The 23,804-nt window shown below is 72.6% G+C and carries 22 protein-coding genes; 12 read left to right on the top strand and 10 right to left on the bottom strand.

Annotated features, from left to right (window positions below):
* Positions 1–102: 102 nt before the first annotated feature.
* Positions 103–1,032, top strand: coding sequence for an NmrA/HSCARG family protein (locus AB0Q96_RS15725; protein WP_365325661.1), 930 nt, complete (start codon positions 103–105; stop codon positions 1,030–1,032).
* Between the two features lie 22 nt (positions 1,033–1,054).
* On the opposite strand, the gene AB0Q96_RS15720 is transcribed toward AB0Q96_RS15725, so the two are convergent.
* Positions 1,055–1,948 carry a hypothetical protein gene (locus AB0Q96_RS15720; protein ID WP_365325659.1) on the bottom strand — a complete coding sequence of 298 codons (894 nt, stop codon included), beginning with the start codon at positions 1,946–1,948 and terminating at the stop codon, positions 1,055–1,057.
* A gap of 394 nt (positions 1,949–2,342) precedes the next feature.
* Here AB0Q96_RS15720 and hutH point away from each other — a divergent pair, with 394 nt between their 5' ends.
* Positions 2,343–3,884 (top strand): histidine ammonia-lyase, encoded by a 1,542-nt coding sequence (gene hutH / locus AB0Q96_RS15715; protein ID WP_365326049.1) that lies wholly within the window; start codon positions 2,343–2,345, stop codon positions 3,882–3,884.
* 85 nt (positions 3,885–3,969) lie between these two features.
* Here the strand turns inward: hutH and AB0Q96_RS15710 are convergent, their stop codons facing one another.
* Positions 3,970–4,257 (bottom strand): hypothetical protein, encoded by a 288-nt coding sequence (locus AB0Q96_RS15710; RefSeq protein WP_365325657.1) that lies wholly within the window; start codon positions 4,255–4,257, stop codon positions 3,970–3,972.
* A 109-nt stretch (positions 4,258–4,366) separates the two neighbouring features.
* Here AB0Q96_RS15710 and AB0Q96_RS15705 point away from each other — a divergent pair, with 109 nt between their 5' ends.
* Both AB0Q96_RS15705 and AB0Q96_RS15700 read left to right on the top strand, forming a co-directional pair.
* The gene (locus AB0Q96_RS15705) at positions 4,367–4,774 is read left to right on the top strand and encodes a hypothetical protein (RefSeq protein ID WP_365325655.1); all 408 of its coding nucleotides are present in this window, start codon (positions 4,367–4,369) and stop codon (positions 4,772–4,774) included.
* Between the two features lie 191 nt (positions 4,775–4,965).
* Complete coding sequence (locus tag AB0Q96_RS15700; RefSeq protein ID WP_365325653.1) at positions 4,966–6,231, top strand: Ig-like domain-containing protein; 1,266 nt, start codon at positions 4,966–4,968, stop codon at positions 6,229–6,231.
* A 99-nt stretch (positions 6,232–6,330) separates the two neighbouring features.
* Here the strand turns inward: AB0Q96_RS15700 and AB0Q96_RS15695 are convergent, their stop codons facing one another.
* Positions 6,331–7,194 (bottom strand): helix-turn-helix transcriptional regulator, encoded by an 864-nt coding sequence (locus tag AB0Q96_RS15695; protein ID WP_365325651.1) that lies wholly within the window; start codon positions 7,192–7,194, stop codon positions 6,331–6,333.
* A 129-nt stretch (positions 7,195–7,323) separates the two neighbouring features.
* Here AB0Q96_RS15695 and AB0Q96_RS15690 point away from each other — a divergent pair, with 129 nt between their 5' ends.
* From AB0Q96_RS15690 to AB0Q96_RS15675, 4 genes are all read left to right on the top strand, one after another.
* Positions 7,324–8,367, top strand: coding sequence for an NAD(P)-dependent alcohol dehydrogenase (locus tag AB0Q96_RS15690; RefSeq protein ID WP_365325649.1), 1,044 nt, complete (start codon positions 7,324–7,326; stop codon positions 8,365–8,367).
* Between the two features lie 74 nt (positions 8,368–8,441).
* The gene (locus AB0Q96_RS15685) at positions 8,442–8,792 is read left to right on the top strand and encodes a DUF1330 domain-containing protein (protein WP_365325647.1); all 351 of its coding nucleotides are present in this window, start codon (positions 8,442–8,444) and stop codon (positions 8,790–8,792) included.
* 186 nt (positions 8,793–8,978) lie between these two features.
* On the top strand, positions 8,979–9,404 hold the full coding sequence (locus AB0Q96_RS15680) for a hypothetical protein (protein ID WP_365325645.1): 426 nt from the start codon (positions 8,979–8,981) through the stop codon (positions 9,402–9,404).
* Positions 9,405–9,488: 84 nt separating this feature from the next.
* Complete coding sequence (locus AB0Q96_RS15675) at positions 9,489–10,829, top strand: VanZ family protein (RefSeq protein ID WP_365325644.1); 1,341 nt, start codon at positions 9,489–9,491, stop codon at positions 10,827–10,829.
* Between the two features lie 91 nt (positions 10,830–10,920).
* Here the strand turns inward: AB0Q96_RS15675 and msrA are convergent, their stop codons facing one another.
* Both msrA and AB0Q96_RS15665 read right to left on the bottom strand, forming a co-directional pair.
* Positions 10,921–11,580 (bottom strand): peptide-methionine (S)-S-oxide reductase MsrA, encoded by a 660-nt coding sequence (gene msrA / locus AB0Q96_RS15670; RefSeq protein WP_365325642.1) that lies wholly within the window; start codon positions 11,578–11,580, stop codon positions 10,921–10,923.
* 107 nt (positions 11,581–11,687) lie between these two features.
* Positions 11,688–12,794: a hypothetical protein gene (locus tag AB0Q96_RS15665; RefSeq protein ID WP_365325640.1), complete on the bottom strand. Its 1,107-nt coding sequence runs from the start codon at positions 12,792–12,794 to the stop codon at positions 11,688–11,690.
* A 72-nt stretch (positions 12,795–12,866) separates the two neighbouring features.
* Between AB0Q96_RS15665 and AB0Q96_RS15660 the strand changes: the two genes are divergently transcribed.
* Positions 12,867–14,021, top strand: a complete 1,155-nt coding sequence (locus AB0Q96_RS15660; protein WP_365325638.1) for a cystathionine gamma-synthase — start codon at positions 12,867–12,869, stop codon at positions 14,019–14,021.
* A gap of 112 nt (positions 14,022–14,133) precedes the next feature.
* On the opposite strand, the gene AB0Q96_RS15655 is transcribed toward AB0Q96_RS15660, so the two are convergent.
* The 3 genes from AB0Q96_RS15655 to AB0Q96_RS15645 are packed head-to-tail and all read right to left on the bottom strand — an operon-like array spanning position 14,134 to position 15,396.
* Entirely contained in the window at positions 14,134–14,385 is a 252-nt protein-coding gene (locus tag AB0Q96_RS15655; RefSeq protein WP_365325636.1) for a hypothetical protein, read from the bottom strand.
* The gene (locus AB0Q96_RS15650) at positions 14,382–14,837 is read right to left on the bottom strand and encodes a sigma factor-like helix-turn-helix DNA-binding protein (RefSeq protein ID WP_365325634.1); all 456 of its coding nucleotides are present in this window, start codon (positions 14,835–14,837) and stop codon (positions 14,382–14,384) included. Before AB0Q96_RS15650 ends, AB0Q96_RS15655 begins: the two co-directional genes overlap by 4 nt.
* 31 nt (positions 14,838–14,868) lie before the next feature.
* Positions 14,869–15,396 carry a MarR family transcriptional regulator gene (locus tag AB0Q96_RS15645; protein ID WP_365325631.1) on the bottom strand — a complete coding sequence of 176 codons (528 nt, stop codon included), beginning with the start codon at positions 15,394–15,396 and terminating at the stop codon, positions 14,869–14,871.
* A gap of 169 nt (positions 15,397–15,565) precedes the next feature.
* On the opposite strand from AB0Q96_RS15645, the gene ilvA reads away from it, so the two are divergent.
* Positions 15,566–16,798 (top strand): threonine ammonia-lyase, encoded by a 1,233-nt coding sequence (gene ilvA, locus AB0Q96_RS15640; RefSeq protein WP_365325629.1) that lies wholly within the window; start codon positions 15,566–15,568, stop codon positions 16,796–16,798.
* Positions 16,799–16,892: 94 nt separating this feature from the next.
* Here ilvA and AB0Q96_RS15635 read toward each other — a convergent pair whose 3' ends face one another.
* Positions 16,893–19,091, bottom strand: coding sequence for a DUF4157 domain-containing protein (locus AB0Q96_RS15635; protein ID WP_365326047.1), 2,199 nt, complete (start codon positions 19,089–19,091; stop codon positions 16,893–16,895).
* A gap of 437 nt (positions 19,092–19,528) precedes the next feature.
* Between AB0Q96_RS15635 and AB0Q96_RS15630 the strand changes: the two genes are divergently transcribed.
* Together AB0Q96_RS15630 and AB0Q96_RS15625 are read left to right on the top strand one after the other, a co-directional pair.
* On the top strand, positions 19,529–20,614 hold the full coding sequence (locus AB0Q96_RS15630; protein WP_365325627.1) for an ATP-binding cassette domain-containing protein: 1,086 nt from the start codon (positions 19,529–19,531) through the stop codon (positions 20,612–20,614).
* Positions 20,615–20,619: 5 nt separating this feature from the next.
* Positions 20,620–21,468 (top strand): ABC transporter permease, encoded by an 849-nt coding sequence (locus AB0Q96_RS15625; RefSeq protein ID WP_365326045.1) that lies wholly within the window; start codon positions 20,620–20,622, stop codon positions 21,466–21,468.
* Positions 21,469–21,493: 25 nt separating this feature from the next.
* On the opposite strand, the gene AB0Q96_RS15620 is transcribed toward AB0Q96_RS15625, so the two are convergent.
* Positions 21,494–23,785, bottom strand: coding sequence for a protein kinase (locus tag AB0Q96_RS15620; protein ID WP_365325625.1), 2,292 nt, complete (start codon positions 23,783–23,785; stop codon positions 21,494–21,496).
* Positions 23,786–23,804: the final 19 nt, after the last annotated feature.

Here is a 23,804-nt window from a genome sequence, read left to right as displayed (position 1 = left end):
GACGCGGGGGCGCCCCCGCCCCAAAAACCCCTGCGCGGCGCAGACGACTGGGCTAATGTCTGCACACAACAAAGATTGCGCCACACAGCGAATGGAAGGCCCATGCCCCCGACCACCCCCACCACCCCGACCGCCCCGACCACCCCCACCACGCCCTTGACCGTCGCCGTCACCGGCGCCACCGGCGCCCAGGGCGGCGCCACCGCGCGCGCCCTGCTCGCCGCCGGTCACCACGTCCGCGCCCTCACCCGCGACCCCGCCTCGCCCGCCGCCGAGGCGCTGGCCGCGCTGGGCGCCGAGCTCCGCCGCGCCGACTTCGACGCCCGCGACTCGCTCGACGCGGCGCTCTCCGGAGCGGACGCGCTCTTCGCGGTCACCACCCCGTTCGGCACCGACACCGCGACCGAGGTGCGCCAGGGCAGGACGCTCGTCGATGCGGCCGTGGACGCCGGTGTCGGCCACACGGTCCTCACCTCCGCCGCCCACGCCGACCGCGCCACCGGCATCCCGCACTACGACAGCAAGCACGAGATCGAGCGGTACCTCCGGGCCTCGGGCCTCCCGTGGACGGTGATCGCCCCGGCGGCCTTCATGGACAACTACGTCACAGGCTGGACCCTGGAAGGCCTGCGCGACGGCTCGTTCCTCTGGCCCATGCCGTCCGGGACACGGCTCACCCTCATCTCCGCCGCCGACATCGGTGCCTTCGCGGCCCTGGTCATCGGCCGTCGCGGGGACTTCGCCGGCCGCCGCGTCGACATCGCTTCCGACGAGCTGACGCCCGAGGCGATCGCGGCCGTCCTCGCCGCCGCGACGGGCCGCCCGATCGGCCATCACGAGGTCCCGCTCTTCGTGGTGCGCCGTCACTCCACCGACCTGGCCGCGATGTTCGGGTACTTCGACACGCACGGCCTCGCCGTCGACGTCGCCGCCCTGCGCCGGGCCTACCCCGAGGTCGGCTGGACCACGTTCGCCGACTGGGCGGCCGTCCAGGACTGGACCGCCCTGCTGGCCGAGGGGGTGCGCGCGTGAAGCCGATCGGCCACCGGCCGGCCTACGGGAGGGTGGCGCCCTCCGCCCGGCAGAACCAGCACAGCGTCTCGTCCGCGACGGGCCGGAACAGCGTCGCCTGCACGTGAGCGCCCTCGCACTCGCGCATCCCGGCCAGCCGGGACGGCGTGGGCGGTGCGGCCTGTCGTACGGGCGGCACGTCGCGCAGCAGATAGCGGACGAGGCCGCCGGGCCGCTGCACCGGGATTCCGGCGGCGGGCAGGCCGCGCAGGATGTGCTCGTGGACGGCGGCGGAGGTGTGCCCGGCGGCCAGCCAGCCGGCGGCGAGCCGCGCCAACTCCTCCCGCATGCCCGGGGGGACGTGCCGCAGGGCGGGGGAGAGCAGCGGCAGGACGCCGACGAGCGCGCGGGCCTCTTCCGGCACGTCCGGGCCCGAGGCCTCCGGGCCCGAGGCCTCCGGGCCCGGGGCCTCCGGTGCGGCCGCCGGGGCGGGCGGACGGTAGGAGGTGTTCTCTCCGTGGTCTTTTCTTGGATGACCGCCGGTCGGCCGGGGGGTCGGAGCACCGGCCGTCGGAATCCGGGGACTCGGCGCGACCTGCGCGGACGCCGGTGACCGCCCCAGCAGCTTGACGGCCTGAGCCTCGCTCAAGGGCACGTTGGAGACGAGCTGTTGCGTCACCCACCGCCCGCCGGGCCCCTGCACCCGCCGCTCGTGGATGAACCCCTCCGCCTTCAGCTGCCGCTTCGCCCGGGTGAACGCGCATGCCCCGATCCGGGCACGTTCGGCACTCCGCGACAACGACTCGCGCGCGCCCTCGGGTAGGGAGAGCTGCCAGGTCAGGAGCCGTACGGCATCGGAGCCGAGGCGAGGATGGCGGATGATCTCGTGCGAGAACTGGGTGAAGCCGCGAGAGGGCGCGATAAAGTTCCGGTACATCACGGTGGAGGTCTCAATCCACTAGTGGTCTAGGCCCTCGTCGACGGTTGCACCCGTCACGAGGGCCGATTTATGGCAACCGTATCGTACGGAGAGTCGCCGAACGGACGCTCTGCGTGAATATGCCTCGTGAGGGTGACGCGACCGTCCCGGGCGCCAATCGGGCGCGCTTTCCGTGCCGTTGAGGAGGCCGTCGCACTCTTCGGGCGGGTCCTGGTGGAGGTCGAGCGCGCGCCCCGGCCGTCCTCGCGCGGCAGACTGGGAGTCCCGTGGGAACCCCGCCGGGAAGTCGGCTGGTGATCGTCTCCTCTGTAAGGGTCTGGCGGCCCCAGGACCGGTGACCCTTCCCCTAGTGACAGGTCGCTCTTCAATCCGTAGGGTGCTGAATATGGATATGCAGACTGTCGTCCTTGGGACGTCCGGCACCACCCCGCAGGACGTCATCGACGTCGCCCGCCACGGCGCGCGCGTCGAGCTGTCGTCCGAGGCCGTCCAGGCGCTCGCCGCCGCGCGGGCCACCGTGGACGCGCTCGCCGCGAAGCCGGAGCCGGTCTACGGCGTCTCCACCGGGTTCGGCGCCCTCGCCACCCGGCACATCGGGCACGAGCTGCGCGCCCAGCTGCAGCGCAACATCGTGCGCTCGCACGCCGCCGGCATGGGGCCGCACGTCGAGCGCGAGGTCGTGCGCGCGCTGATGTTCCTGCGGCTCAAGACCGTCGCCTCCGGCCACACCGGCGTCCGCCCCGAGGTCGCGCAGACCATGGCCGACGTGCTCAACGCCGGCATCACCCCCGTCGTGCACGAGTACGGCTCCCTCGGCTGCTCCGGCGACCTCGCGCCGCTCTCGCACTGCGCCCTGGCCCTCATGGGCGAGGGTGACGCCGAGGGCCCCGACGGTGTCGTCAAGCCGGCCGGCGAGCTGCTCGCCGCCGCCGGCATCGCGCCCGTCGAGCTCAAGGAGAAGGAGGGCCTCGCCCTCCTCAACGGCACCGACGGCATGCTCGGCATGCTGATCATGGCCCTCGCCGACCTCGACACCCTCTACAAGTCGGCCGACATCACCGCGGCCCTCTCCCTGGAGGCCCTCCTCGGCACCGAGAAGGTGCTGGAGCCCGAGCTGCACGCCATCCGCCCGCACCCGGGCCAGGCCGCCTCCGCCGCCAACATGCTCGCCGTGCTCAAGGGCTCCGAGCTCACCGGCCACTTCCAGAGCGGCGAGGCCCCCCGCGTCCAGGACGCCTACTCGGTGCGCTGCGCCCCGCAGGTCGCCGGCGCCGGCCGCGACACCATGGCGCACGCCCGCCTGGTCGCCGAGCGCGAGCTCGCCGCCGCCGTCGACAACCCGGTGGTCCTGGGCAACGGCGAGGTCCGCTCCAACGGCAACTTCCACGGCGCCCCCGTCGCGTACGTCCTCGACTTCCTCGCGATCGCCGCCGCCGACCTCGGCTCCATCGCCGAGCGCCGCACCGACCGGCTCCTCGACAAGAACCGCTCGCACGGCCTGCCGGCCTTCCTCGCCGACGACGCCGGCGTCGACTCCGGCCTGATGATCGCCCAGTACACGCAGGCCGCCCTGGTCAGCGAGATGAAGCGGCTCGCCGTCCCGGCCTCCGCCGACTCCATCCCGTCCTCGGCCATGCAGGAGGACCACGTCTCCATGGGCTGGTCCGCCGCCCGCAAGCTGCGCACCGCGATCGGCAACCTCAACCGGATCATCGCCGTCGAGATGTACGCCGCCACCCGCGGCATCGAGCTCCGCCACGGCCTGACCCCGGCCCCCGCCTCCGCCGCCGCCATCGAGGCGCTCCGCGCCGCCGGTGTCGCCGGTCCCGGCCCGGACCGCTTCCTCGCCCCCGACCTGGCCGCCGCCGACGCCTTCGTACGGGCCGGCGCCCTCGTCGCCGCCGTCGAGCCCGTCACCGGCCCGCTCCAGTAAGCGACGGCAGCAGGCACGCAGGCAGAAGGCGGAAGGGCCGCCCCGGACTTCCCGGGGCGGCCCTTCCGCGCGTACGCGCGCGCCGTCAGGAGGCCCGGCCGCCCCGGCGCATCGCCAAGGTCACGAAGCCCGCCCCGACGCCCAGGAAGGCCGTCCCGCCGAGCAGGTACGGCGTGGTGTCGAAGCTGCCGGTCTCCGCGAGTCTCGGGTCCTGGTCCCCGCCGGAGCCGTCGGAGACGTCGGAGGAGGACGAGCTGGAGATGCTCCCCGGAAGCCGCTCGTCCGTGGCGTTCGCCGACGGGACGAACCACAGGGCGCAGAGAAGTGTCCCCGCGGCGGTGGCGGTGAGCAGCGGGCGTCGTGCGACGGACACGGTGTGGTGATCCCCCTTGCGGAAACCGCGAATTGGCAGGTGAGGAGATGCTAATGAACACACCGGGTCGTGCGAAAGCCGAGGCCCTCCGGCGTTCTACGCTCCGGCCATGAGCACTTCCGAGACATCACGCTATGTACGGCTTCGGGTCGACCTGGTCCTGGAGGTCGACGCACCCGCCACGCTCACCCGGGCCGCCGTCGGCCGGATCGACGGCGACGAGTTCATGCCGGAGGAGGAGCGGGTGCACGCCCGGGCCGCCGTCGCGGACGACAGCGCCGAGGCCCTCGCCTACCTCGTCGAGCCCTACGACCTGGTCGGCACCGTCCCCGGCGTCGAGATGGTGCAGGCGTCCTGGAGCAGCGAGGAGATCGAATACGACCCCGATGCCATGGAGTGGGACCTCGACGACGAAGATGGGGGGCTGGGAGAGGAAGCCACCGACGAGGCCGAGGCCGAGGACGAGGCCGAGGACAGGGACGAGGACGTGGTCCAGGACGCGGGACACCGCGGCTGACCTCCGCGCCACGCTCCGCAGGGCCTCGGGACGGTGGCGTCCCGGGGCCCTGTGCCCGTACCGGTACCGGTACGGGAACCGGATGCTCCGCCCCTGCGTGTCGGACAGTGGTGTTGCCCACAAAGCCCCGCTTGCGGAACCGCGGGGGCGCTGATGGGTGTTTCAGTAGGAAGTCAGGGTAGGCGGCGACAATGGAGATGCGTGTGATGACGGACGGCAAGCGTCGTAAGAGCCTGGCCGCGGCGGCGGCGGTGCTCGGCGGCGTGCTGGTGCTCACGGCGTGCAACGACGGCGACAAGGGCGGCAGCGCAGCCGACGCCTCACAGAACGCGCAGGCCCAGGTCGACGAGGCAGCCGCGCAGAAGACCTCCAAGGCGCAGATCACCATCTCGCCGAAGAACGGTGCCCAGAACGCGTCGATCAACAACGACGCCAAGGTCACCGTCGCCGAGGGCAAGCTGACGGACGTCTCCATGACGTCCGCCGAGGGCGCCAAGGTCGAGGGCCAGATATCCGCCGACGGCCTCAGCTGGAAGCCGACCGGGCCGCTCAAGCGCGCCACGGTCTACAAGATCGCGGCGACCGCCCAGGACACCGCCGGCCTCGAGGCGCACGAGAACTCCTCGTTCACCACGGTCTCGCAGGCCAACAGCTTCATCGGCAACTTCACGCCGGAGGACGGCTCCGTCGTCGGCGTCGGCATGCCGGTCTCGATCAACTTCAACAAGGGGATCACCGACAAGAAGGCCGTCCAGGGCGGCATCAGCGTCTCCTCCAGCACCGGCCAGGAGATCGTCGGCCACTGGTTCAACTCGCAGCGGCTCGACTTCCGCCCCGAGAAGTACTGGACCGAGAACTCGACCGTCACCCTGAAGCTGGACCTCGACGGCGTCGAGGGCGCGAAGGGCGTCTTCGGCGTCCAGCAGAAGACGATCACGTTCAAGATCGGGCGCAACCAGGTCTCCACGGTCGACGTGTCCACCAAGACGATGACCGTCAAGCAGGACGGCCAGACGATCAAGACGATCCCGATCTCCGCCGGCTCCCCGGAGAACACCACCTACAACGGTGAGATGGTGATCTCCGAGAAGTTCAAGGAGACCCGGATGAACGGCGCCACCGTCGGCTTCACCGACTCCGACGGCAAGGGCGAGTACGACATCAAGGACGTGCCGCACGCCATGCGCCTGTCCACCTCGGGCACCTTCATCCACGGCAACTACTGGGGCTCCCGCTCCATCTTCGGCTCCGTGAACACCAGCCACGGCTGCGTGGGCCTCGCCGACACCAAGGGCGCCGGCGACCCCAACCAGCAGGCCGCCTGGTTCTACGACCGGTCGATCGTCGGCGACGTCGTCATCGTCAAGAACTCCAAGGACAAGACGATCGCTCCCGACAACGGCCTCAACGGCTGGAACATGAGCTGGTCGGCGTGGAAGGCCGGCTCCGCCGTCTGACCCGCACACAGCGAGCGACGCGGCCCCCTCCTCGGACCCGAGGAGGGGGCCGCGTCGTCACGAGGGGGGCAGGGGGGGCGGCCCGCCTCCCTCCCTCCCTCACTTCCGTACGTCGGCGTGCTCGTCCACGCCCCACTGCGCCAGCAGCCGCAGCGCGTCCGCCGAGGGCGTCCCCGGCTCCGCGTGGTACGTGACCAGCATCAGGTCCGGGTCGTCGCCCGAGACCTTCAGCGACTCGTACGCCAGGGTCATCTCGCCCACCAGCGGATGCCGCACCCGCTTCGTCCCGTGCCCCTTGTCGGTCACCGTGTGCGCCGCCCACAGCGAGCGGAACTCCTCGCTCCTGACCGACAGTTCGCCGACCAGCGCGAGCAGCTCCTGGTCGTCCGGGTGCAGCCCCGCGTACAGCCGGAGCACGCTCACCACCTCGACGGCCTTGCACTCCCAGTCGACGTACAGATCGCGCGCGTTCGGGTCGAGGAAGACCAGCCGGGCCATGTTCCGCTCGCGCGGTTCCCAGGCGGCGAAGTCGCCCATCAGGGCCCGCGCCATCCGGTTCCAGGCCAGGATGTCGCCCCGCCGCCCCAGCACGAAGGCCGGGACGCCGTCCATCGAGTCGAGCAGCTGCGTGAGACCCGGCCGCACCTTCTGCGGGCGGGCGGCGGCCTTCTGCCGCTTCTTCACCGTCGGCTTCGCCAGATGCGTGAGATGCGCCCGCTCGGTGTCGCTGAGCCGCAGCGCCCGCGCGATCGAATCGAGCACCTCCATGGACACGTTGCGCCCGTTGCCCTGCTCAAGGCGGGTGTAGTACGCCACCGACACCCCGGCCAGCTGCGCCAGCTCCTCCCGCCGCAGCCCCGGCACCCGCCGGTGCCGCCCGAACTCGGGCAGCCCCACGTCCTGCGGCTTCAGCCGGGCACGGCGGGAGCGGAGGAATTCGCTGAGTTCGGAACTGAGGTCCATACGTCCCCAGTATTCCCGCTCCGGCCCGCGAAGGCGCCGGTGTGCCTGACCCTGCCAGTGGTAGGCACGTTGGACGTAGGCAGAACAGTGGTCTGGGCGCGGTCGTTCGACTCGGGCAGGCTTACCGCCATGACCACGAACGTTTCCGCATACGCAGCGCCCGCCGCCAACGCCCCGCTGGAGCGCACCACCGTGCCGCGCCGGGCCGTCGGCGAGCACGACGTCCTCATCGAGATCAAGTACGCCGGCATCTGCCACTCCGACATCCACCAGGCCCGCAACGGCTGGGGCGAGGGCATCTTCCCCATGGTGCCGGGCCACGAGATCGCCGGAATCGTCACCGAGGTCGGCCCCGGAGTCACCCGGCACCAGGTCGGCGACCGCGTCGGCGTCGGCTGCTTCGTCGACTCCTGCCGCACCTGCGAGTACTGCGAGCGCGGCCTGGAGCAGTACTGCGTGACCGGCGGCACCGGCACGTACAACGCCCTCGACAAGGACGGCGAGCCCACCTACGGCGGCTACTCCAGCCACATCGTCGTCGACGAGAACTACACCCTGCGCATCCCCGAGGGCATCGCGCTCGACGCCGCCGCGCCGCTGCTGTGCGCCGGCATCACCCTCTACTCGCCGCTCGCCCACTGGCAGGCCGGCCCCGGCAAGAAGGTCGCCATCGTCGGCCTCGGCGGCCTCGGCCACATGGGCGTCAAGATCGCCCACGCGCTCGGCGCCGAGGTGACGGTGCTCAGCCAGTCCCTGAAGAAGCAGGAGGACGGCCGGAAGCTGGGCGCCGACCACTTCTACGCCACCAGCGACCCGGAGACCTTCACGAAGCTGGCCGGCACCTTCGACCTGGTCATCTCCACCGTCTCCGCACCCCTCGACTTCGACGCCTACCTGCGCCTGGTCAAGACCGACGGCGCGCTGGTCAACGTCGGCGCCCCCGAGGAGCCGGTCAAGGTCAGCCTGTTCTCCCTCATCGGCGGCCGCAAGACGCTGGCCGGCTCGATGATCGGCAGCATCGCCGAGACCCAGGAGATGCTCGACTTCTGCGCCGAGCACGGCCTGGGCTCGGAGATCGAGGTGATACCCGCCGAGCAGATCAACGAGGCGTACGAGCGGGTCATCGCCTCCGACGTGCGCTACCGCTTCGTGATCGACGCGTCGACGATCTGACCCGCGCCACACGGGCCCGGGCATGACGTCCGGGGTAATCGACCCCGTACGCCATGCCCCGGCACGCTGTCCCCATGACCGCGTACGCGATAGGAAACCTGCACCCGAAGCCCGTCCTCGACGAGGAGGTCTTCGTCTACATGGAGCGCATCCAGGACACCCTGGACCCCTTCGGCGGACACTTCCTCGTCCACGGCGCCCCCGAGCGCGAGGTCCGCGAGGGCACCTGGCCCGGCGCCCTCGTGATCATCGGCTTCCCGACGTACGAGAACGCCCGCGGCTGGTACGACTCCACGGCCTACCAGGCCCTGATCCCGCTGCGCGCCCGCCACATGACCGGCGACGTCCTGCTGATCGACGGCGTACCCGAGGGCTACGCGACGGCCGACACGGCGGCGCTGCTGCGGGCGGCGGCGTCGGAGTGAGGTGTCTCCGGGAGCCGCCGCGCCCGCGCCGAAGCGTCGTTGTTCCGGGCCTTCGCCCAACGGCTTGATATCACTCACGATCTGACGGACTAGATCTGCGGTCTTTGCTCGTGGCTTTGCTCGACCACAAGATCCGACTGCCACCCCCGACCGGCCAGAAGACCCATCTGCCTACGGAAGGTCGACATGCGGATCAAGGCATCGAGCATCGCTGCAGTCGCCGCACTGGCGCTGATTCCCGTCCTGGGCGGCGCCGCTCTCGCCACAGCGGGCGGGACAGGAGCGCAGGCGCTCAACTGTCCCGGCTCCGGCGACGTCACTCCCGGGGACAAGTGCACGACCTTGAGCAATGGCGTTCTCATGATCAACGAGACGAGTACCGGCTCGTACGTCGGGCTGCAGTATTACAAGTCCGGCGGCTCTGCCGTGACCGCCCGCCTCGGATATCTGCGGCAGGGCGTGAACCGCTGGGGCGGCTGGCAGTCGATGACGGCCGTCAACACGTACGACGCGCAGTGGAGCGGCCTTTCGGGCGGGTGCTACCCGACGAACGGCCTGCTGAACACGAGCGGTGGGGCGACCTACCAGACGCCGGCGGCTGATCCCTGCTGATTTCCTGCTTTCGGTGGCTCACGCGCCGCGCGTGAGCCACCGGACACGTTCCGGGCTCACGTTCACCGCAAAGAGAGTGGTCAGGTGCTGTACGCCGTCTTCAACGGGCACGGGATGTTCATCGCCCTGGCGACCTTGCTGTCGGTCACGGTCGGCTTCGTCGTGCACAGGTCAGCACCGCCCGGGGCCGAGCGGCGCGCATTGAAGGGGTTGTTCGCGGCGTCGGTGACCGCCGTGGTGAGCCTGACGCTCTGGTCGACCGGATCGCCTGTTCACCAGCCGCGGATGTGCGTGGTCAACCGCGACCTCGTCGAGCCGTTCACGACGGACCAGGGGCTGCTCAACGCGGGGCTCTTCCTTCCGGTCGGGCTGCTGGGCGTCCTGGCGACCCGGAAGGTTCTCGGCAGCGTCGCCTTCGGGGTCCTGCTCACCTTCTCGATCGAGACCCTGCAGGGTTCGCTGACCTTCCTCGGACGGGGCTGCGATTCCAGTGACCTGGTGATGAACTCCCTGGGAGTGGTCACCGGCGCCCTCGCGGGCTGGGCCGTCACCGCCTTCGAGAGGCCGCGGGCCGGTCTCCTCCACCCTTGGCGGGCCCGGAGCACGTACGCGGCCATGTCCACGGTCGCCGCGCTCGCCCTCGTCTGGGGTGTCGCGATCGAGCCGCAGGTCGTGGACCGTACGCTCGGGATCGGGCGGGCGGACGCGGCACAGGAGGCCGCGATCCGGGCGGTCGTCGACGCGTCCTTCGACGGGTACTACAAGGTCAGCGGTGTCGACTTCGCGTCCGGGCCGGACGGTACGGGCACGGTCATGGCGCAGTTCTCCGGGGGCGGGTCCGCCGAGCTCCGCTGGCCCGGCCGCGACACCTTCCAGGCGTACCTCGACATGACGAGCACGGGCCGGCCCAGCGGGTATCCGCTGCCCGGTGCCACGGCGTCCCCCGTCGACGAGCGGCAGGCCCAGGAGGTCGCCCGCGCGTACGCCGCTCGCCATGCCGCCTGGGGAGTGCGGGACGCGCGGCCGAGGACCACGAAGGTCGACGAGGCCGCCGAGCTCGGCTGGATGACGAGCTGGCGTCGGTACGACGCGAACGGCGTCCTCATGCCCATGCGGCTCGACGTCCAGGTCGACCGGGGCGGCCTCGTCACCCAGATCGTCATGACGAACATTCCGGACCCCCGCCTGTCCTCCCCGCGGGTGCGGAAGAAGGACGCGGTCGAGGCCCTCCTGACCGCGAACGAACGGGACGGAGGCAAGGGGGACGGAGCGGAGCTACTCCGGCCGGCCGCCACCGCCGTGCTGCTGGCGATGCGGGACAACGGGACCTGGATCCCGGCCTGGCGCATCGAGGTGCCGGGGAACCAGCCCGTCAACGGCTCCGTGAACGCCCTGACCGGCGCCGTGATCGACGAGGGCCGGTAGGGCGAGCGGCAGGGGCGCCGAGCACGCCTCGGCGCCGGCCTCCGGGCCGTACCCGCGAGGCCGGACGCTCGACCGAGGACGGCCGCCGGGACTACTCCGCCGACGCCACCCCGATCGGGCACGACACGCCCGTGCCGCCGATCCCGCAGTAGCCGGCCGGGTTCTTGTCCAGGTACTGCTGGTGGTAGCCCTCGGCCGGGTAGAAGGGGCGGCCTTCGGCCGGGAGGAGTTCTGTGCTGATCGTGCCGTAGCCGGAGCCGGTCAGGACCTGCTGGTAGGCCGCGCGGGAGGCTTCGGCGGTCGTTGCCTGCTCGGGGGAGTGGGTGTAGACGGCCGAGCGGTACTGGGTGCCGACGTCGTTGCCCTGGCGGAAGCCCTGGGTCGGGTTGTGCGACTCCCAGAACAGCTTCAGGAGCTGCTCGTAGGTGACCTTCGACGGGTCGAAGACCACCCGGACGACCTCGGTGTGGCCGGTGAGGCCCGAGCAGACCTCCTCGTACACCGGGTTCGGCGTCGGGCCGCCCTGGTAACCGACGAGGGTCGTCCAGACGCCCTCGGTCTGCCAGAACTTGCGCTCGGCCCCCCAGAAGCAGCCCAGGCCGAAGTCCGCGACCTCCAGGCCCTCCGGGTACGGGCCGAGGAGCGGGGTGCCGAGGACGGTGTGGCGCTCCGGGACCGCGAACTCGGGCTCGGGGCGGCCGCGCAGGGCCTGGTCGGCGGTGGGGAGGACGGGGGTGCGGGACAGGAACATGCGGCATCTCTCCTCGACGGGGGCTCTGTGGACAACGCCGGGGGCCTCCGGCGGATTCCCGCCGGAGGCCCCGGAAGCACCGTGGGGAAGGGGCGTACCCCGTGCCCCTAGTGCGCCAGCGTCGCCGGGCTCCCGCCGTTCGACTCGTAGCCGGCCACCGCCAGGTTCCGGTACACCGTGTACTCCAGCGCCGGGTCCCCGCTCAGCGTCCACGGCAGCGCGCCCACGTAGCCGTCCACGCGGACCAGCAGGCGCATCGCCTCCTCCCAGCGCTCCGCGCGCACCAGGAAGTGCACGAGGAGGTGGCGGACGTGCGCCAGCATCGGGTCGTCGGCGCGGGCCGAGTGCACCGCGTACAGGGCGCCCTCCATGGCCTTCGACACCACCGCCGTGCGGTAGTAGTCCTGCACGATCACGAGGTCCGGCTGGTGCTCGAAGACCGCGAACAGGGGCAGCGCGGCCAGCAGCGAGCCGTGCGGGGCGCGGGCCGCCGCCGTGGTCGCGAAGTGGTCGGCCTCCTCGCGCGAGCCGTGCCACTTCTCGCACCAGTAGTGCAGCGCCGCCAGATGCGCCCCCATGTGCTGCGGCGCCCGGTCGATGACCTTCGCCCACACCTGGTCGAACTGCTCGTGGGTGTCGCCGAGCCCCCGCGCGACCGCCAGCTCCGAGATGTACGGCACGGGGTCGCCCGGCGCGAGCAGCGCCGCCTGACCGCACGCGGCCCGCGCCTCCTCCAGGATGATCCGGAAGTCGTCGGTGCCGGCCGCCGAGGACCGCCACGCCTGCTGCACCAGGAACTCCGCGTACACCTGCGCGCAGCCCGGGTCCTTGGGCGCCTCGGCCCGCCAGGACCGCAGCCACGCCCCGCCGACGCCGGGCCGCTCGGCCAGTTCCAGGGAGGCGGCGCCCGCGAAGGCCTGGACCCGCTGCCAGCGCGTCTCGCCCTCCTTCGCGGTGCCCTTCAGGAGCTGCGAGGCGGCCCGCCAGTCCTGCGTCGCCTGCACGACGTCGAGCACGTCGAGGAGGTCGCGGTCGGCGCCGGGCAGTCGTACGTCCTGCTGTTCCTGCCGGAGGAAGCCGTACGCCTCCGGGTCCGCCGCGTCGGGGGCGCCGGGCGCCACCTGCCGGATGCCGCCGCCTCGCCGGCGCAGCACATAGGGGCCCAGGACGCCGAAGAGCAGCCCGAGCGCGATCAGGAACCACAGAATCTCCATGCGTCCATTGTCCAGGACACCCGGTGAGACATACGGCGGCGGCGGGCGCCCTCCGGCACTACGCTCCTGACCATGAGCGACCAGCACTCTCACCAGAGCTTCGAGACCCGCGCCATCCACGCGGGCAACACCGCCGACCCGCTGACCGGCGCGGTCGTCCCGCCCATCTACCAGGTGTCCACCTACAAGCAGGACGGTGTGGGCGGGCTCCGCGGCGGCTACGAGTACAGCCGCAGCGCCAACCCGACCCGTACCGCCCTGGAGGAGAACCTGGCGGCGCTGGAGGGCGGCCGGCGCGGCCTCGCCTTCGCCTCCGGGCTCGCCGCCGAGGACTGCCTGCTGCGCACCCTCCTCGCCCCGGGCGACCACGTGGTCATCCCCAACGACGCGTACGGCGGCACCTTCCGCCTCTTCGCGAAGGTCGTCCAGCGCTGGGGCGTGGACTTCTCCGTCGCGAACACCTCCGACGTCGAGTCGGTGCGCGCCGCGATCAACGAGCGTACGAAGCTGATCTGGGTCGAGACCCCCTCGAACCCGCTGCTCGGCATCACCGACATCGAGGCCGTCGCGGGCGTCGCCCGTCAGGCCGGCGTGAAGCTGGTCGTCGACAACACCTTCGCCTCGCCGTACCTCCAGCAGCCGCTGGCGCTCGGCGCGGACGTCGTCGTGCACTCCCTCACCAAGTACATGGGCGGCCACTCCGACGTCGTCGGCGGCGCCCTGGTGACGGCCGACGCGGAGCTCGGCGAGGAGCTGGCGTACCACCAGAACGCGATGGGCGCGGTGGCCGGTCCGTTCGACTCGTGGATCGTGCTGCGCGGCATCAAGACGCTCGCCGTCCGGATGGACCGGCACGCCGAGAACGCCGCCAAGGTCGTCGAGATGCTGACCCAGCACCCGAAGGTCACCCAGGTCCTCTACCCGGGTCTGCCGGAGCACCCGGGCCACGAGATCGCGGCGAAGCAGATGCGCAACTTCGGCGGCATGATCTCGTTCCGCGTCGAGGGCGGCGAGGAGGCGGCGGTCGAGGTCTGCAACCGTGCCGAGCTGTTCACCCTGGGCGAGTCCCTCGGCGGCGTCGAGTCGCTGATCGAGCACCCGGGCCGGATGACCCACGCGAGCGTCGCGGGCTCGGCCCTGGAGGTCCCGGCGGACCTGATCCGCCTCTCCGTCGGCATCGAGAACGTCGACGACCTGATCGCCGACCTGCGCAAGGCGCTGGGCTAGCAGCCGACGGCGCCGGGCGGCACCGGGCAGCAGCGGGCGGTGTCGGGCGACACCGAGCAGCACCGGGCCGCACCCGACCGGACCGTGCCCCAGGGCGCGGTCCGGTCCGGGGTCACCAGCCTTCCAGCGGCGGGGTCGTCCCGGCCGGCGGGACCTCCCAGGGCCGGACCATCGAGGCCCAGACGACGAAGGCGCAGACCGCCAGGGCGAGCAGCGTCCACCAGAGGTGGCGCATCGCCCGGCCCCGGTGCAGCAGCCGTACGCCGCGGGCCGTGGCCCGGGCGGCGAGGTCGCCCGGCACGTGCGGGTGCGTGGCCTCCAGCATCCGGCGGACCTCGTCCTCCTTGTGCTCGTGCCGGTTCACGACGCCGCCCGCAGGGCCGACACGGAGCGGGCGCAGACGGCCCGCACCCGCTCCTCGGGCAGTCCGAGCAGCGCCGCGGTCTGCTCCTCGGCCACCCCCTCGTACAGCCTGAGCACCACGATCAGGCGTTCCTGCGGGGTGAGCGCGGAGAGCACCCCGCCCAGGCCGCGGTGGTGCCGCCAGGCGGTGCGGGCGAAGCGGGTGGCGAGATCGGCGCGGGTGACGTCGTACGGGTCCTCGCCGCGCAGCCGGTCCCACTGGGCGTAGGTGTGGGCGAGGGCGGCCGTCAGCAGGGCCTGGGCGCGCGGGTTGCGGTGCGCGGGTTCGGTGGTGAGCAGGGTCGCGGTGTGCAGCAGCCGGCCCGCCGCCCCGGCGACGAACGCGTGGAACTCCCGGGTGCGGTAGGCGCCTTCGCCGCTGTGGCCGTTGTGGCCGGTTCTCCGCTCACGCACCTCCTCATATGAGGCCAGCGCGCGCCCGGGGTCAAGACTCCGGCGCGGACTCCGCCGGGGCGGCGGCCTCCTGGACGACGGGCAGGCCCGACTGGCGTGCGGAGAGCGCCGAGTTGAAGCGCGTCAGCAGGGTGCAGAAGGAGTCGCGTTCGTCGGGCGTCCACCCGTCGGTGACCTCGGCCATCAGCTGCCGGCGGGAGACCCGGACCTCCTCCAGGCGGGCCTGTCCGCGCGGGGAGAGCTGGAGCACGACGGCGCGTCCGTCCTCGGGGTGGGAGGTGCGCTTGACCAGGCCGGTGTCGACGAGCGGGGCGACCTGGCGGGTGACCGTGGAGGAGTCGATGCCCATGCCGGCGGCGAGCGCCTTGACGCCCATGGGTCCCTCCTGGTCGAGCCGGTTGAGCAGCAGGTACGCGGCGCGGTCCATGGAGTTGCGGAGCTGCCCGGTACCGCCGAGCCGGGTCTGTTCGGCCCGCCGCGCGAAGACGGCCACCTGGTGCTGGAGGGCGTCGAGGAGACCGGGGTCAAGCTCAGTCGTCATGTCCTGAGATGTGGGCATGGCTGTGGGGGCTCTCTCGTGCGGTGGTCGGTTGGTGGGGGACACAGTACGCGGACCTGCCGGGGTCCGTACCGGCACTGCGCGATCCGGATGCGAACAGCCTCCCGGCCGGGCGGGACACGGGTTCTCCGGGCGGCCACGTACCGCTTGAACTGCGAAACTTGATGTCATGAGCTTCCGTACGCCAGACCCCTTTCAACGCCTGATCCTCGACGACGTGCGCGGCGCGCAGAAGATGCTCGCCGGGGTGGCCCGGATGACCGCGCTGGAGGGCAGCCGGCACCTGTCGGCGCTGGTCGGGGCGCCGGTGCACCTGAAGTGCGAGAACCTCCAGCGGACCGGTTCGTTCAAGCTGCGCGGGGCGTACGTGCGGATCGCGGGGCTGCGGCCGGAGCAGCGGGCGGCGGGCGTGGTGGCCGCGTCGGCGGGCAACCACGCGCAGGGCGTCGCGCTGGCCTCCTCGCTGCTCGGGGTGCACGCCACGGTCTTCATGCCGGTCGGCGCCCCGCTGCCGAAGGTGGCGGCGACCCGCGAGTACGGGGCGGACGTGCGGCTGCACGGGCACGTCGTCGACGAGACGCTGGCGGCGGCCGAGGAGTACGCGCGGAAGACCGGCGCGGTCTTCATCCACCCCTTCGACCACCTCGACGTCATCGCGGGTCAGGGCACGGTCGGCCTGGAGATCCTGGAGCAGTGCCCCGAGGTCCGGACGATCCTGGTGGGCGTCGGCGGCGGTGGCCTGGTGGCCGGGATCGGCCTCGCGGTGAAGTCGCTGCGGCCCGACGTGCGGGTGATCGGCGTGCAGGCGGAGGGCGCCGCGGCCTATCCGCCCTCGCTGGCCGCCGGGCATCCGGTGGCGGTCGAGTCGCCGGTGACGATAGCGGACGGGATCCGGGTGGGGCGCCCCGGCGACGTGCCGTTCGAGATCGTCAGGGAGTACGTGGACGAGGTCCGCACCGTCTCGGAGGACGAGCTCGCCTCGGCGCTGCTGCTCTGCCTGGAGCGGGCGAAGCTGGTGGTGGAGCCGGCCGGCGCGAGCCCGGTGGCGGCGCTGCTGTCCGATCCGCGCGCGTTCGGGCGGGGCCCGGTGGTGGCCGTGCTGTCCGGCGGCAACGTCGACCCGCTCCTGATGCAGCGGGTCCTGCGGCACGGCATGGTCGCCGGAGGCCGCTACCTGAGCCTGCGGGTACGGGTCACGGACCGGCCGGGCGCGCTGGCGACGCTGCTCGCGGTGCTGACCGTGGTGGACGCCAACGTCCTGGACGTGGGCCACGTACGGACCGATCCGCGCCTGGGGCTCACGGAGGTGGAGGTCGAACTGCACCTGGAGACGAAGGGCCCCGAGCACTGCGCGGAGGTGGAGGTGGCGCTGCGGGAGGCGGGGTACACGGTGCTGGGGTGAGGCGGGGCGGGGAGGGACGGGGCGGGACGGGACGGGAGTGCCTGGGGTGGCCCGAGGGGCCCCGGGGGTGCGGGGGCACCCCCGGGGGCTGTCGCTACACCAGGCGGCGGTAGCTGCGGATCTTGTTCGCCGCGGCTTCGTTCCCGAGGCCGGTCACGGTCTCGATGACCTGGTCCAGGCGCGGTCCGATGTGCATCGTCCTCCCCTCGGCGACGGCCGTCGCCGCGCTGCTCAGGGCCAGCGCGTGCTCATGGAGGGCCTGGTTCGCCGTGGTGCTCGCGACGTTCTGCAACTCCGTGAGGACGGTGCTCAGGACCAGGGGCAGCTTCCCCTTGCTCCCTCCGGCCGGATACGGGGTCGAGCGGCTGCGCTCGTTCATCCGCTGGAGGGCCGTACGGCCGGCCTGGCACAGCTGGGCTATCCCCCTGGCGTAGTCCACGGGAGCCGGGGCGACGGGCGGCGCGACGGGCGCCGGGGCCTCGATGGTGGGCAGCGGTCCGGCGTGGTCCGTGGCCTGCTGAGCGCCGGTGAGCGCCTCCGTGGACCAGTCCTTGAGCAGACCGGCGTCCTGCTCCAGCTCGTCGAAGCTGACCTTCTTGCGCCCGAACCTGCGCAGTTCCAGCGGGACGATGGGGATGCCGCCCACCTTCTCCTGCTTCGCCTTCGCGTCGCTCAGCACCGTCATGGCGCCGAACGCGTCGGTCTGGTGGACCTGGTCGGCGGTGCCGACGCGCCTGCGCAGGGAGGTCTGGGCGTACTTGCGGCCCTTCTCGGCCACCGGTCCCGTGCCCCATTCGTCGACGGGGAGTCCGTAGCACTCACTGAAGACACCCATGACGAGGGCGTAGTTCGCGTCCAGGAACGCCCTGGCCGGCTCCGGCAGGAACCCGCCGACGGTCTTGAGGTTGACCCGGGAGAGGACCGCGGTCTTGTTCTTGCCCAGGGTCAGTCTCTGGTCGGTGCGCTCCTGCTCGGCCAGGTCGCCGACGGCGGCCAGCTGGGTGTAGAAGAGGGCGGCGAAGCCCCGCAGTTGCTCGGCGGCCGTCGTCGGCCGGACGGCTCCGTCCACGTCCATGCCGTCCCCGCCGCCGAGGAAGAGGTCGGCCACCTGCCGACCGAAGTCGAGGCTCTTGGAGAGGTGGATCTCCGCCTTCGAGTTGGGCGAGATACGGGTCTTCGTGCCGCCCGCGTTGCCCGGTTCCGGGTGGGTCAGCATGTGGTGGAAGAAGCCGGCCATGCCGTGCAGGGGGACGCCCACGGTCTGATGGGCGAACAGGCCGTCCCCGGCCCCCGGTTCGCCCCGCGTCTCGCGGTGCGGGCGTTCGGGAGCCGCCCGGAGCGTGTTCCCGACCAGCCCGGTCTCGTCGTGCGTGTACTCCGGTCCGGGGTAGAGGTTCGTGAGGGTCTTCTCCGCGTCCGTCGAGCCGGGCCCGGGGCCGTAGAGCCTGCTGTGCATGTCCCTGAGGGTGGCCATCATCTCGCCGGCGTCGCCGTGCCGGGTCTCTCCCGGCAGGACGTTCATCGGCGGGGTGACGAATTCCGCGTTCGTGTACTGGCCGCCGGGGGCGTTCCGCTTGTCGCCCACCATCTTCACGCCGTTCTGGTGCGTGACGAGGATGGGGCCCGACACGTCCACCTCCTGGCCCTGGGCGTCGTACCCCTTGACGTTGCTGCCGTCCGCTCGTGACACGGGCCGGTCGGTCTCGATCTCCAGGCCGATGGCGCGCTGGACGTCGACCGCCGCTCCGGCGGGGCGGTCCGGCGCCACGGCCTCCGGGGCGTCGCCCGCGCCCACGGCGGGTGCCGGGCGGCCGAGCGCCTGCCGCGCGTTGGCCTCGGCTTCCCGTTCGAAGCGGTCCGAGGGGTCGGAGACCTTCAGGCCCGCCCCGTTGTCGGTGCCGGCCACCGGGCCCTGGCGCTGCTGGATGACGTGGGTGAGTTCGTGGGCGAGGGTGTGCCGGTCGGTGCCGCCGTCGCCGATGACGACGTGGCTGCCGCTGGTGTAGGCGCGGGCGCCGACCTCGGCGGCGGAGGCGCGGGCGGCGGAGTCGGTGTGGAGCCGTACGTCGGAGAAGTCCGCGCCGAGCCGGGCCTCCATGTCGGTCCGGGTGGCCTCGTCCAGCGGGCGCCCCGGCGCCCGGAGCACCTCGTGCACGGCGGACCGCTGCACCGTGGGCTGCTGGTGTCCGCAGCCGGCGCCGTGCTCGTGCCGCTCCTGGGCCCAGGGGTGGCCGGCCTGGCGGAGGAGCTGCACGACGGCCGCGTTGCCCGCCGTGCCGAGCAGGCCGGGCAGTGCGGGCGGCGAGGTCTCCCGGGCCCGCGCGGTCCCGCCGGCCCGCGTCCCGTCGGCCTCCGTCCGGTCCGGCCGGCGGGCGCCGCCCGCCCTGTCGTCGTTCGGGGTCCGCACGGGCCCCCCTTCCTCTTCGGCGTCGGCGTGGACTTCCTGAGTACCCGGCGGGCGGCCGCCGTTTCGAGGTGCGGGCGGGCAGAACCGGGGGCTGATCGGGCAGGGCGTCCACAGCGCTTGTGTATCGCGATGTATCGCGTTAGCGTGTGGCCCGGGTCACATATTCGCTGGGCGCTGCCCGCCCGGCGTCTCTAGACTTGGACGGAAAAGCTCGAATCCGGCCATGACCGACAACCGAATCCCGTCCGGCCGAGACCGACAGCCGCATCCCGTCCGGTCATGGCCGACAGTCGAATCCCGCCAAACTCGCTGGGAGAACCCACATGCCAGGCGCGATCCACGCCGAGGGTCTGGTGAAGACCTTCGGTGACGTACGAGCTCTCGACGGGGTGGACCTGGACGTGCCCGAGGGCACCGTCCTGGGCCTCCTCGGCCCCAACGGCGCGGGGAAGACCACCGCGGTGCGCGTGCTCACCACCCTGCTCCAGCCCGACAGCGGCACGGCCCTCGTCGCCGGGATCGACGTGCTCAAGCATCCCAACGAGGTCCGCCGCAACATCGGCCTCTCCGGCCAGTTCGCCGCCGTCGACGAGTATCTGACGGGCCGGGAGAACCTCCAGATGGTCGGCCAGCTCTACCAGTTGAGCGGCAAGGCCGCCAAGGCCCGGGCCGGCGAGCTCCTGGAGCGGTTCCACCTGGCCGACGCCGCCGACCGCCCCGCGAAGACCTACTCCGGCGGCATGCGGCGCCGGCTCGACCTGGCCGCCGCCCTCGTCGTCTCCCCGCCGGTCATGTTCATGGACGAGCCCACCACGGGCCTCGACCCGCGCAACCGCCAAGGGCTGTGGGAGGTCATCCAGGAGCTCGTCGCCGGCGGTACGACCCTCCTCCTCACCACGCAGTATCTGGAGGAGGCCGACCACCTGGCCCACGACATCTGCGTCATCGACCACGGCAAGGTCATCGCACGCGGCACCTCCGACCAGCTCAAGGCCCAGACCGGCGGCGAGCGCGTCGAAGTCGTCGTCCACGCCCGCGAGATGATCCCGCCGGCCCGCGAGGTCCTCGCGCGCTACGGCCTGGCCGGCATCGGCCACGGCGAGATATCCGTGGAGGACCACACCCGCAAGCTGACCGTCCCGGTCGCCGGCGGCGCGAAGCTGCTCGCCGAGGTCATCCGCGACCTGGACGCGGTCGGCGTCGAGATCGACGACATCGGCCTGCGCCGCCCCACCCTCGACGACGTCTTCCTCTCCCTCACCGGCCACACGGCCGAGCGGTCCGAAGACGAGAACGGCGAGAACGGCGGGAACGGCGGCAGCGGCGGGAGTGGCGGTCAGGGCGGGGGCGGCAGAGGCGCGCGGGGCGACCGCGACGACCGCGACAAGGTGACGGAGGCGGCCACGTGACCACCCTGACCGAGACCCCGGCCCCGGCCAAGGCGCGCGGCGGCGTCTCCCAGTCGATCCACGACTCGCTCGTCGTCACCAAGCGCAACCTGATCCGGATGATGCGCATCCCCGAGATGATCATCTTCGGTCTGATCCAGCCCGTGATGTTCGTGATCCTCTTCACGTACGTCTTCGGCGGCTCCATGCAGATCGGCAGCACCACCGACCCGAACGTCTACAAGAACTTCCTGATGGCGGGCATCTTCGCCCAGACGGTCACCTTCGCCACGGCCGGCGCGGGCGCGGGCATCGCCGACGACATGCACAAGGGCCTCATCGACCGCTTCCGCTCCCTGCCCATGGCCCGGGGCGCGGTGCTCACCGGCCGCACCCTCGCCGACCTGGTGCAGACGGCGCTGACCCTGCTCGTCCTCGCGATCGTCGCCCTGATCATCGGCTGGCGCCCCGGGTACGCGGCACCGACCAACTTCCTGAAGGTCATGGCCGGTTTCGGCCTGCTGCTCCTGCTCGGCTACGCCTTCACCTGGATCGGGGCCCTGATCGGCCTGTCCGTGCGCACCCCGGAGGCGGCGACGTCCGGCGGACTGATCTGGCTCTTCCCGGTGACCTTCATCTCCAACGCGTTCGTGGACACCAGCAAGCTGCCCGGCTGGCTCCAGCCCATCGCGGAGTGGAACCCGTTCAGCGCCACCGTGCAGGCCTGCCGCAAACTGTTCGGCGATCCGGGCCTCTCCCCGTCCGACGCCTGGCCCATGCAGAACCCGGTGTGGGCGTCGCTGATCTACTCGATCCTCATCGTCGTCGTCTTCCGGACGCTGTCGGTGCGCAAGTACCGGTCGGCGACGGCGTGAGCCGGGGCGGGCCGGACCGGCCGGATCAGGGGGCGTAACCGGAGACGACCAGGCCGTCGGAGAGGGCCACGAACACCGCCCCTCCGGCGGCCAGGACGCTCGCCGAGCCGCTGGAGACCGCGATCGCCGCCTGCGGTTCGGTGAACGCGGCGCTCCTGGCGCCGGAGTCCGCGGACGCCTTCCCCGCGGGCAGCGAGTGGACGTTGGTGCCGTTCACGGTGAGGAGCCGGTCGCCCGAGAAGAAGACCCGCTCGCCCTCCACCGACTTCCGCCACCGCTCGGCGCCCGTCCCCAGGTCGTAGGTGTACAGGTCCTTGCCGTCGGCCAGCGCCACGACCCCCTGCGCGCTCACCGCCGGCGCCCCCGCGGTCCGCACCCCCTCGCCGAGGGTCCGCACCCGCTCCAGGGTCCGCGCGTCGAGCACCGTCACGCCGTCCCCCGAGCCCTCGCACAGCACGCTGTCCCGGTGCACGGTGACGGCGTAGCAGCCGTACGCGTCCGAGCCGCGCGCCGTCTCCTTACCGTCCCGGGCGGCCAGGGCCAGCACCCGCCCGTTGCCGGGCACGAAGACCGAGCCGCCGGACACGACGGGCCGCTCCGGCAGGACGTCGAGCCGCCGCCGCCACAGCTCCGTGCCGCCGTCACCCGGCCGCACGGCGGTCACGAGGCCCGAGCTCTCGTCGGCCGTGCCGATGTACGAGGTGACGAGCACCCCGTCGTGCAGATCGGTGCCCTTCACCGCCCAGCCGCCCTCCGGCAGCCCCCGCTTCCACCGCTCCGCCCCGTCCTTCAGGCCGTACGCGGTGACCCCGTCGCCGCCGGTGACGGCCACCAGGTCGCCGACGACCGCCGGGTACTGCGGGGCCGTGCGCGGCGCGGCGCCCCGCCCCGGCTTCGACCACAGCACCGTGCCGTCGGCCGCGGAGAGCGCCGACACCGCGCCGCCCGGGCCCGAGCAGACCAGCACCTCGGGGGAGAGGGCGCAGGCCCCCGCCTCCACGCCGAGCCGCCGCGCCCACGGGGACCAGCCCGCCGGACGCGAGGAGCGCTGGGAGCCGACCGTCCCGTAGTCGCCGCCGTGGCCCTCGCCGCCGTACGGCAGGACGACCTGGCTCAGCGTGCGCGGGGCGGCGGGACCGGAGGTCCCAGCCGACGGCGAGCCGCTCCCGGACGGCCCCTGGCCGACCGAGCCGCCCGAACCGCCTGGCTCGCCGCCCCGGTTGAGGAACACGACCCCCGCCGCACCCACCACGGCCACCGCCACCGCGACCGCCGCGACCCGCCCCCAGGGCCGCCGCCGGGGCGCGGGCCCGGCCGACTCGGCGGGCCGGTGTCCGATCGCCGTCGGCGAGTACGGCACCACCGGCCCGAGGGTCGGCAGATCCGCCACTCCCGCGCCCGAAGCGGCCTCCTCGCCGACCCGCCGCGCGGCCTCCCCGTACGCGGCGAGCAGCGACAGCACCCCGCCCGGCCACGGGAACGCCTCCGGCACCTCCGGGCCGCCCAGCAGCCCCACCAGCTCCGCGGCCGACGGCCGCTCCGCCGGATCGAGCCGCAGGCACCGTTCCACGACCGGCCGCAACTCGGCAGGGACGCCGTCCAGTTCGGCCTCGGCCCGGCTGATGCGGTAGATCACCGCCGCCAGCTCGTCGTCGTGGAAGGGCCCCCGCCCGCTCGCCGCGAACGCGAGCACCGCGCCCAGGCAGAACACGTCCGACGCGGGCACCACCGCCCGGCTGCCGATCAGATGCTCCGGCGACATGAACCCGGGCGAGCCGACCACCAGACCCGTCGAGGTCAGCGCCGTCGCCTCGAAGGCCTGCGCGATGCCGAAGTCGATCAGCTTCGGGCCGCCCGCGCCGAGCAGCACGTTCGCCGGCTTCAGGTCCCGGTGCAGCACCTTCGCGCGGTGCACCGCGTCCAAGGCCCGCGCCAGCGTGGCCCCGAGCGCCCGCACCGCCGCCACCGGCAGCGCTCCGGACCGTACGACCGCCTCCGCGAGCGAGGGGCCCGGCACGTACTCGGTCGCCAGCCACGGCGCCGGCGCGTCGGCGTCCGCGGCCACCAGCCGCGCCGCGTACGGGCTGTCCACCGCCCGCGCCGCCGTGATCTCGCGCCGGAACCGGGTCCGGAAGTCCCCGTCGACCTCCAGGTCCTCCCGTACGGTCTTCACGGCGACCATCCGGTACGGATCGGCCGTCGGCTCGTCCGCCCGGCAGGCCAGATGGACCTCGCCCATGCCGCCCGCGCCGAGCCGGGCCAGCAGGCGGTACGGGCCGATGAGCCGCGGGGGCCCGGCGGGGAGTGCTTCCAGCACGGGAACGCGCCTTTCCGGT

Source organism: Streptomyces sp. NPDC093111 (assembly GCF_040683955.1).
In the GTDB taxonomy this organism is placed as follows: Bacteria; Actinomycetota; Actinomycetes; order Streptomycetales; family Streptomycetaceae; genus Streptomyces.
Note: the sequence above shows the minus strand (reverse complement) of the source record. Positions and strands in the feature narration are given on the sequence as shown.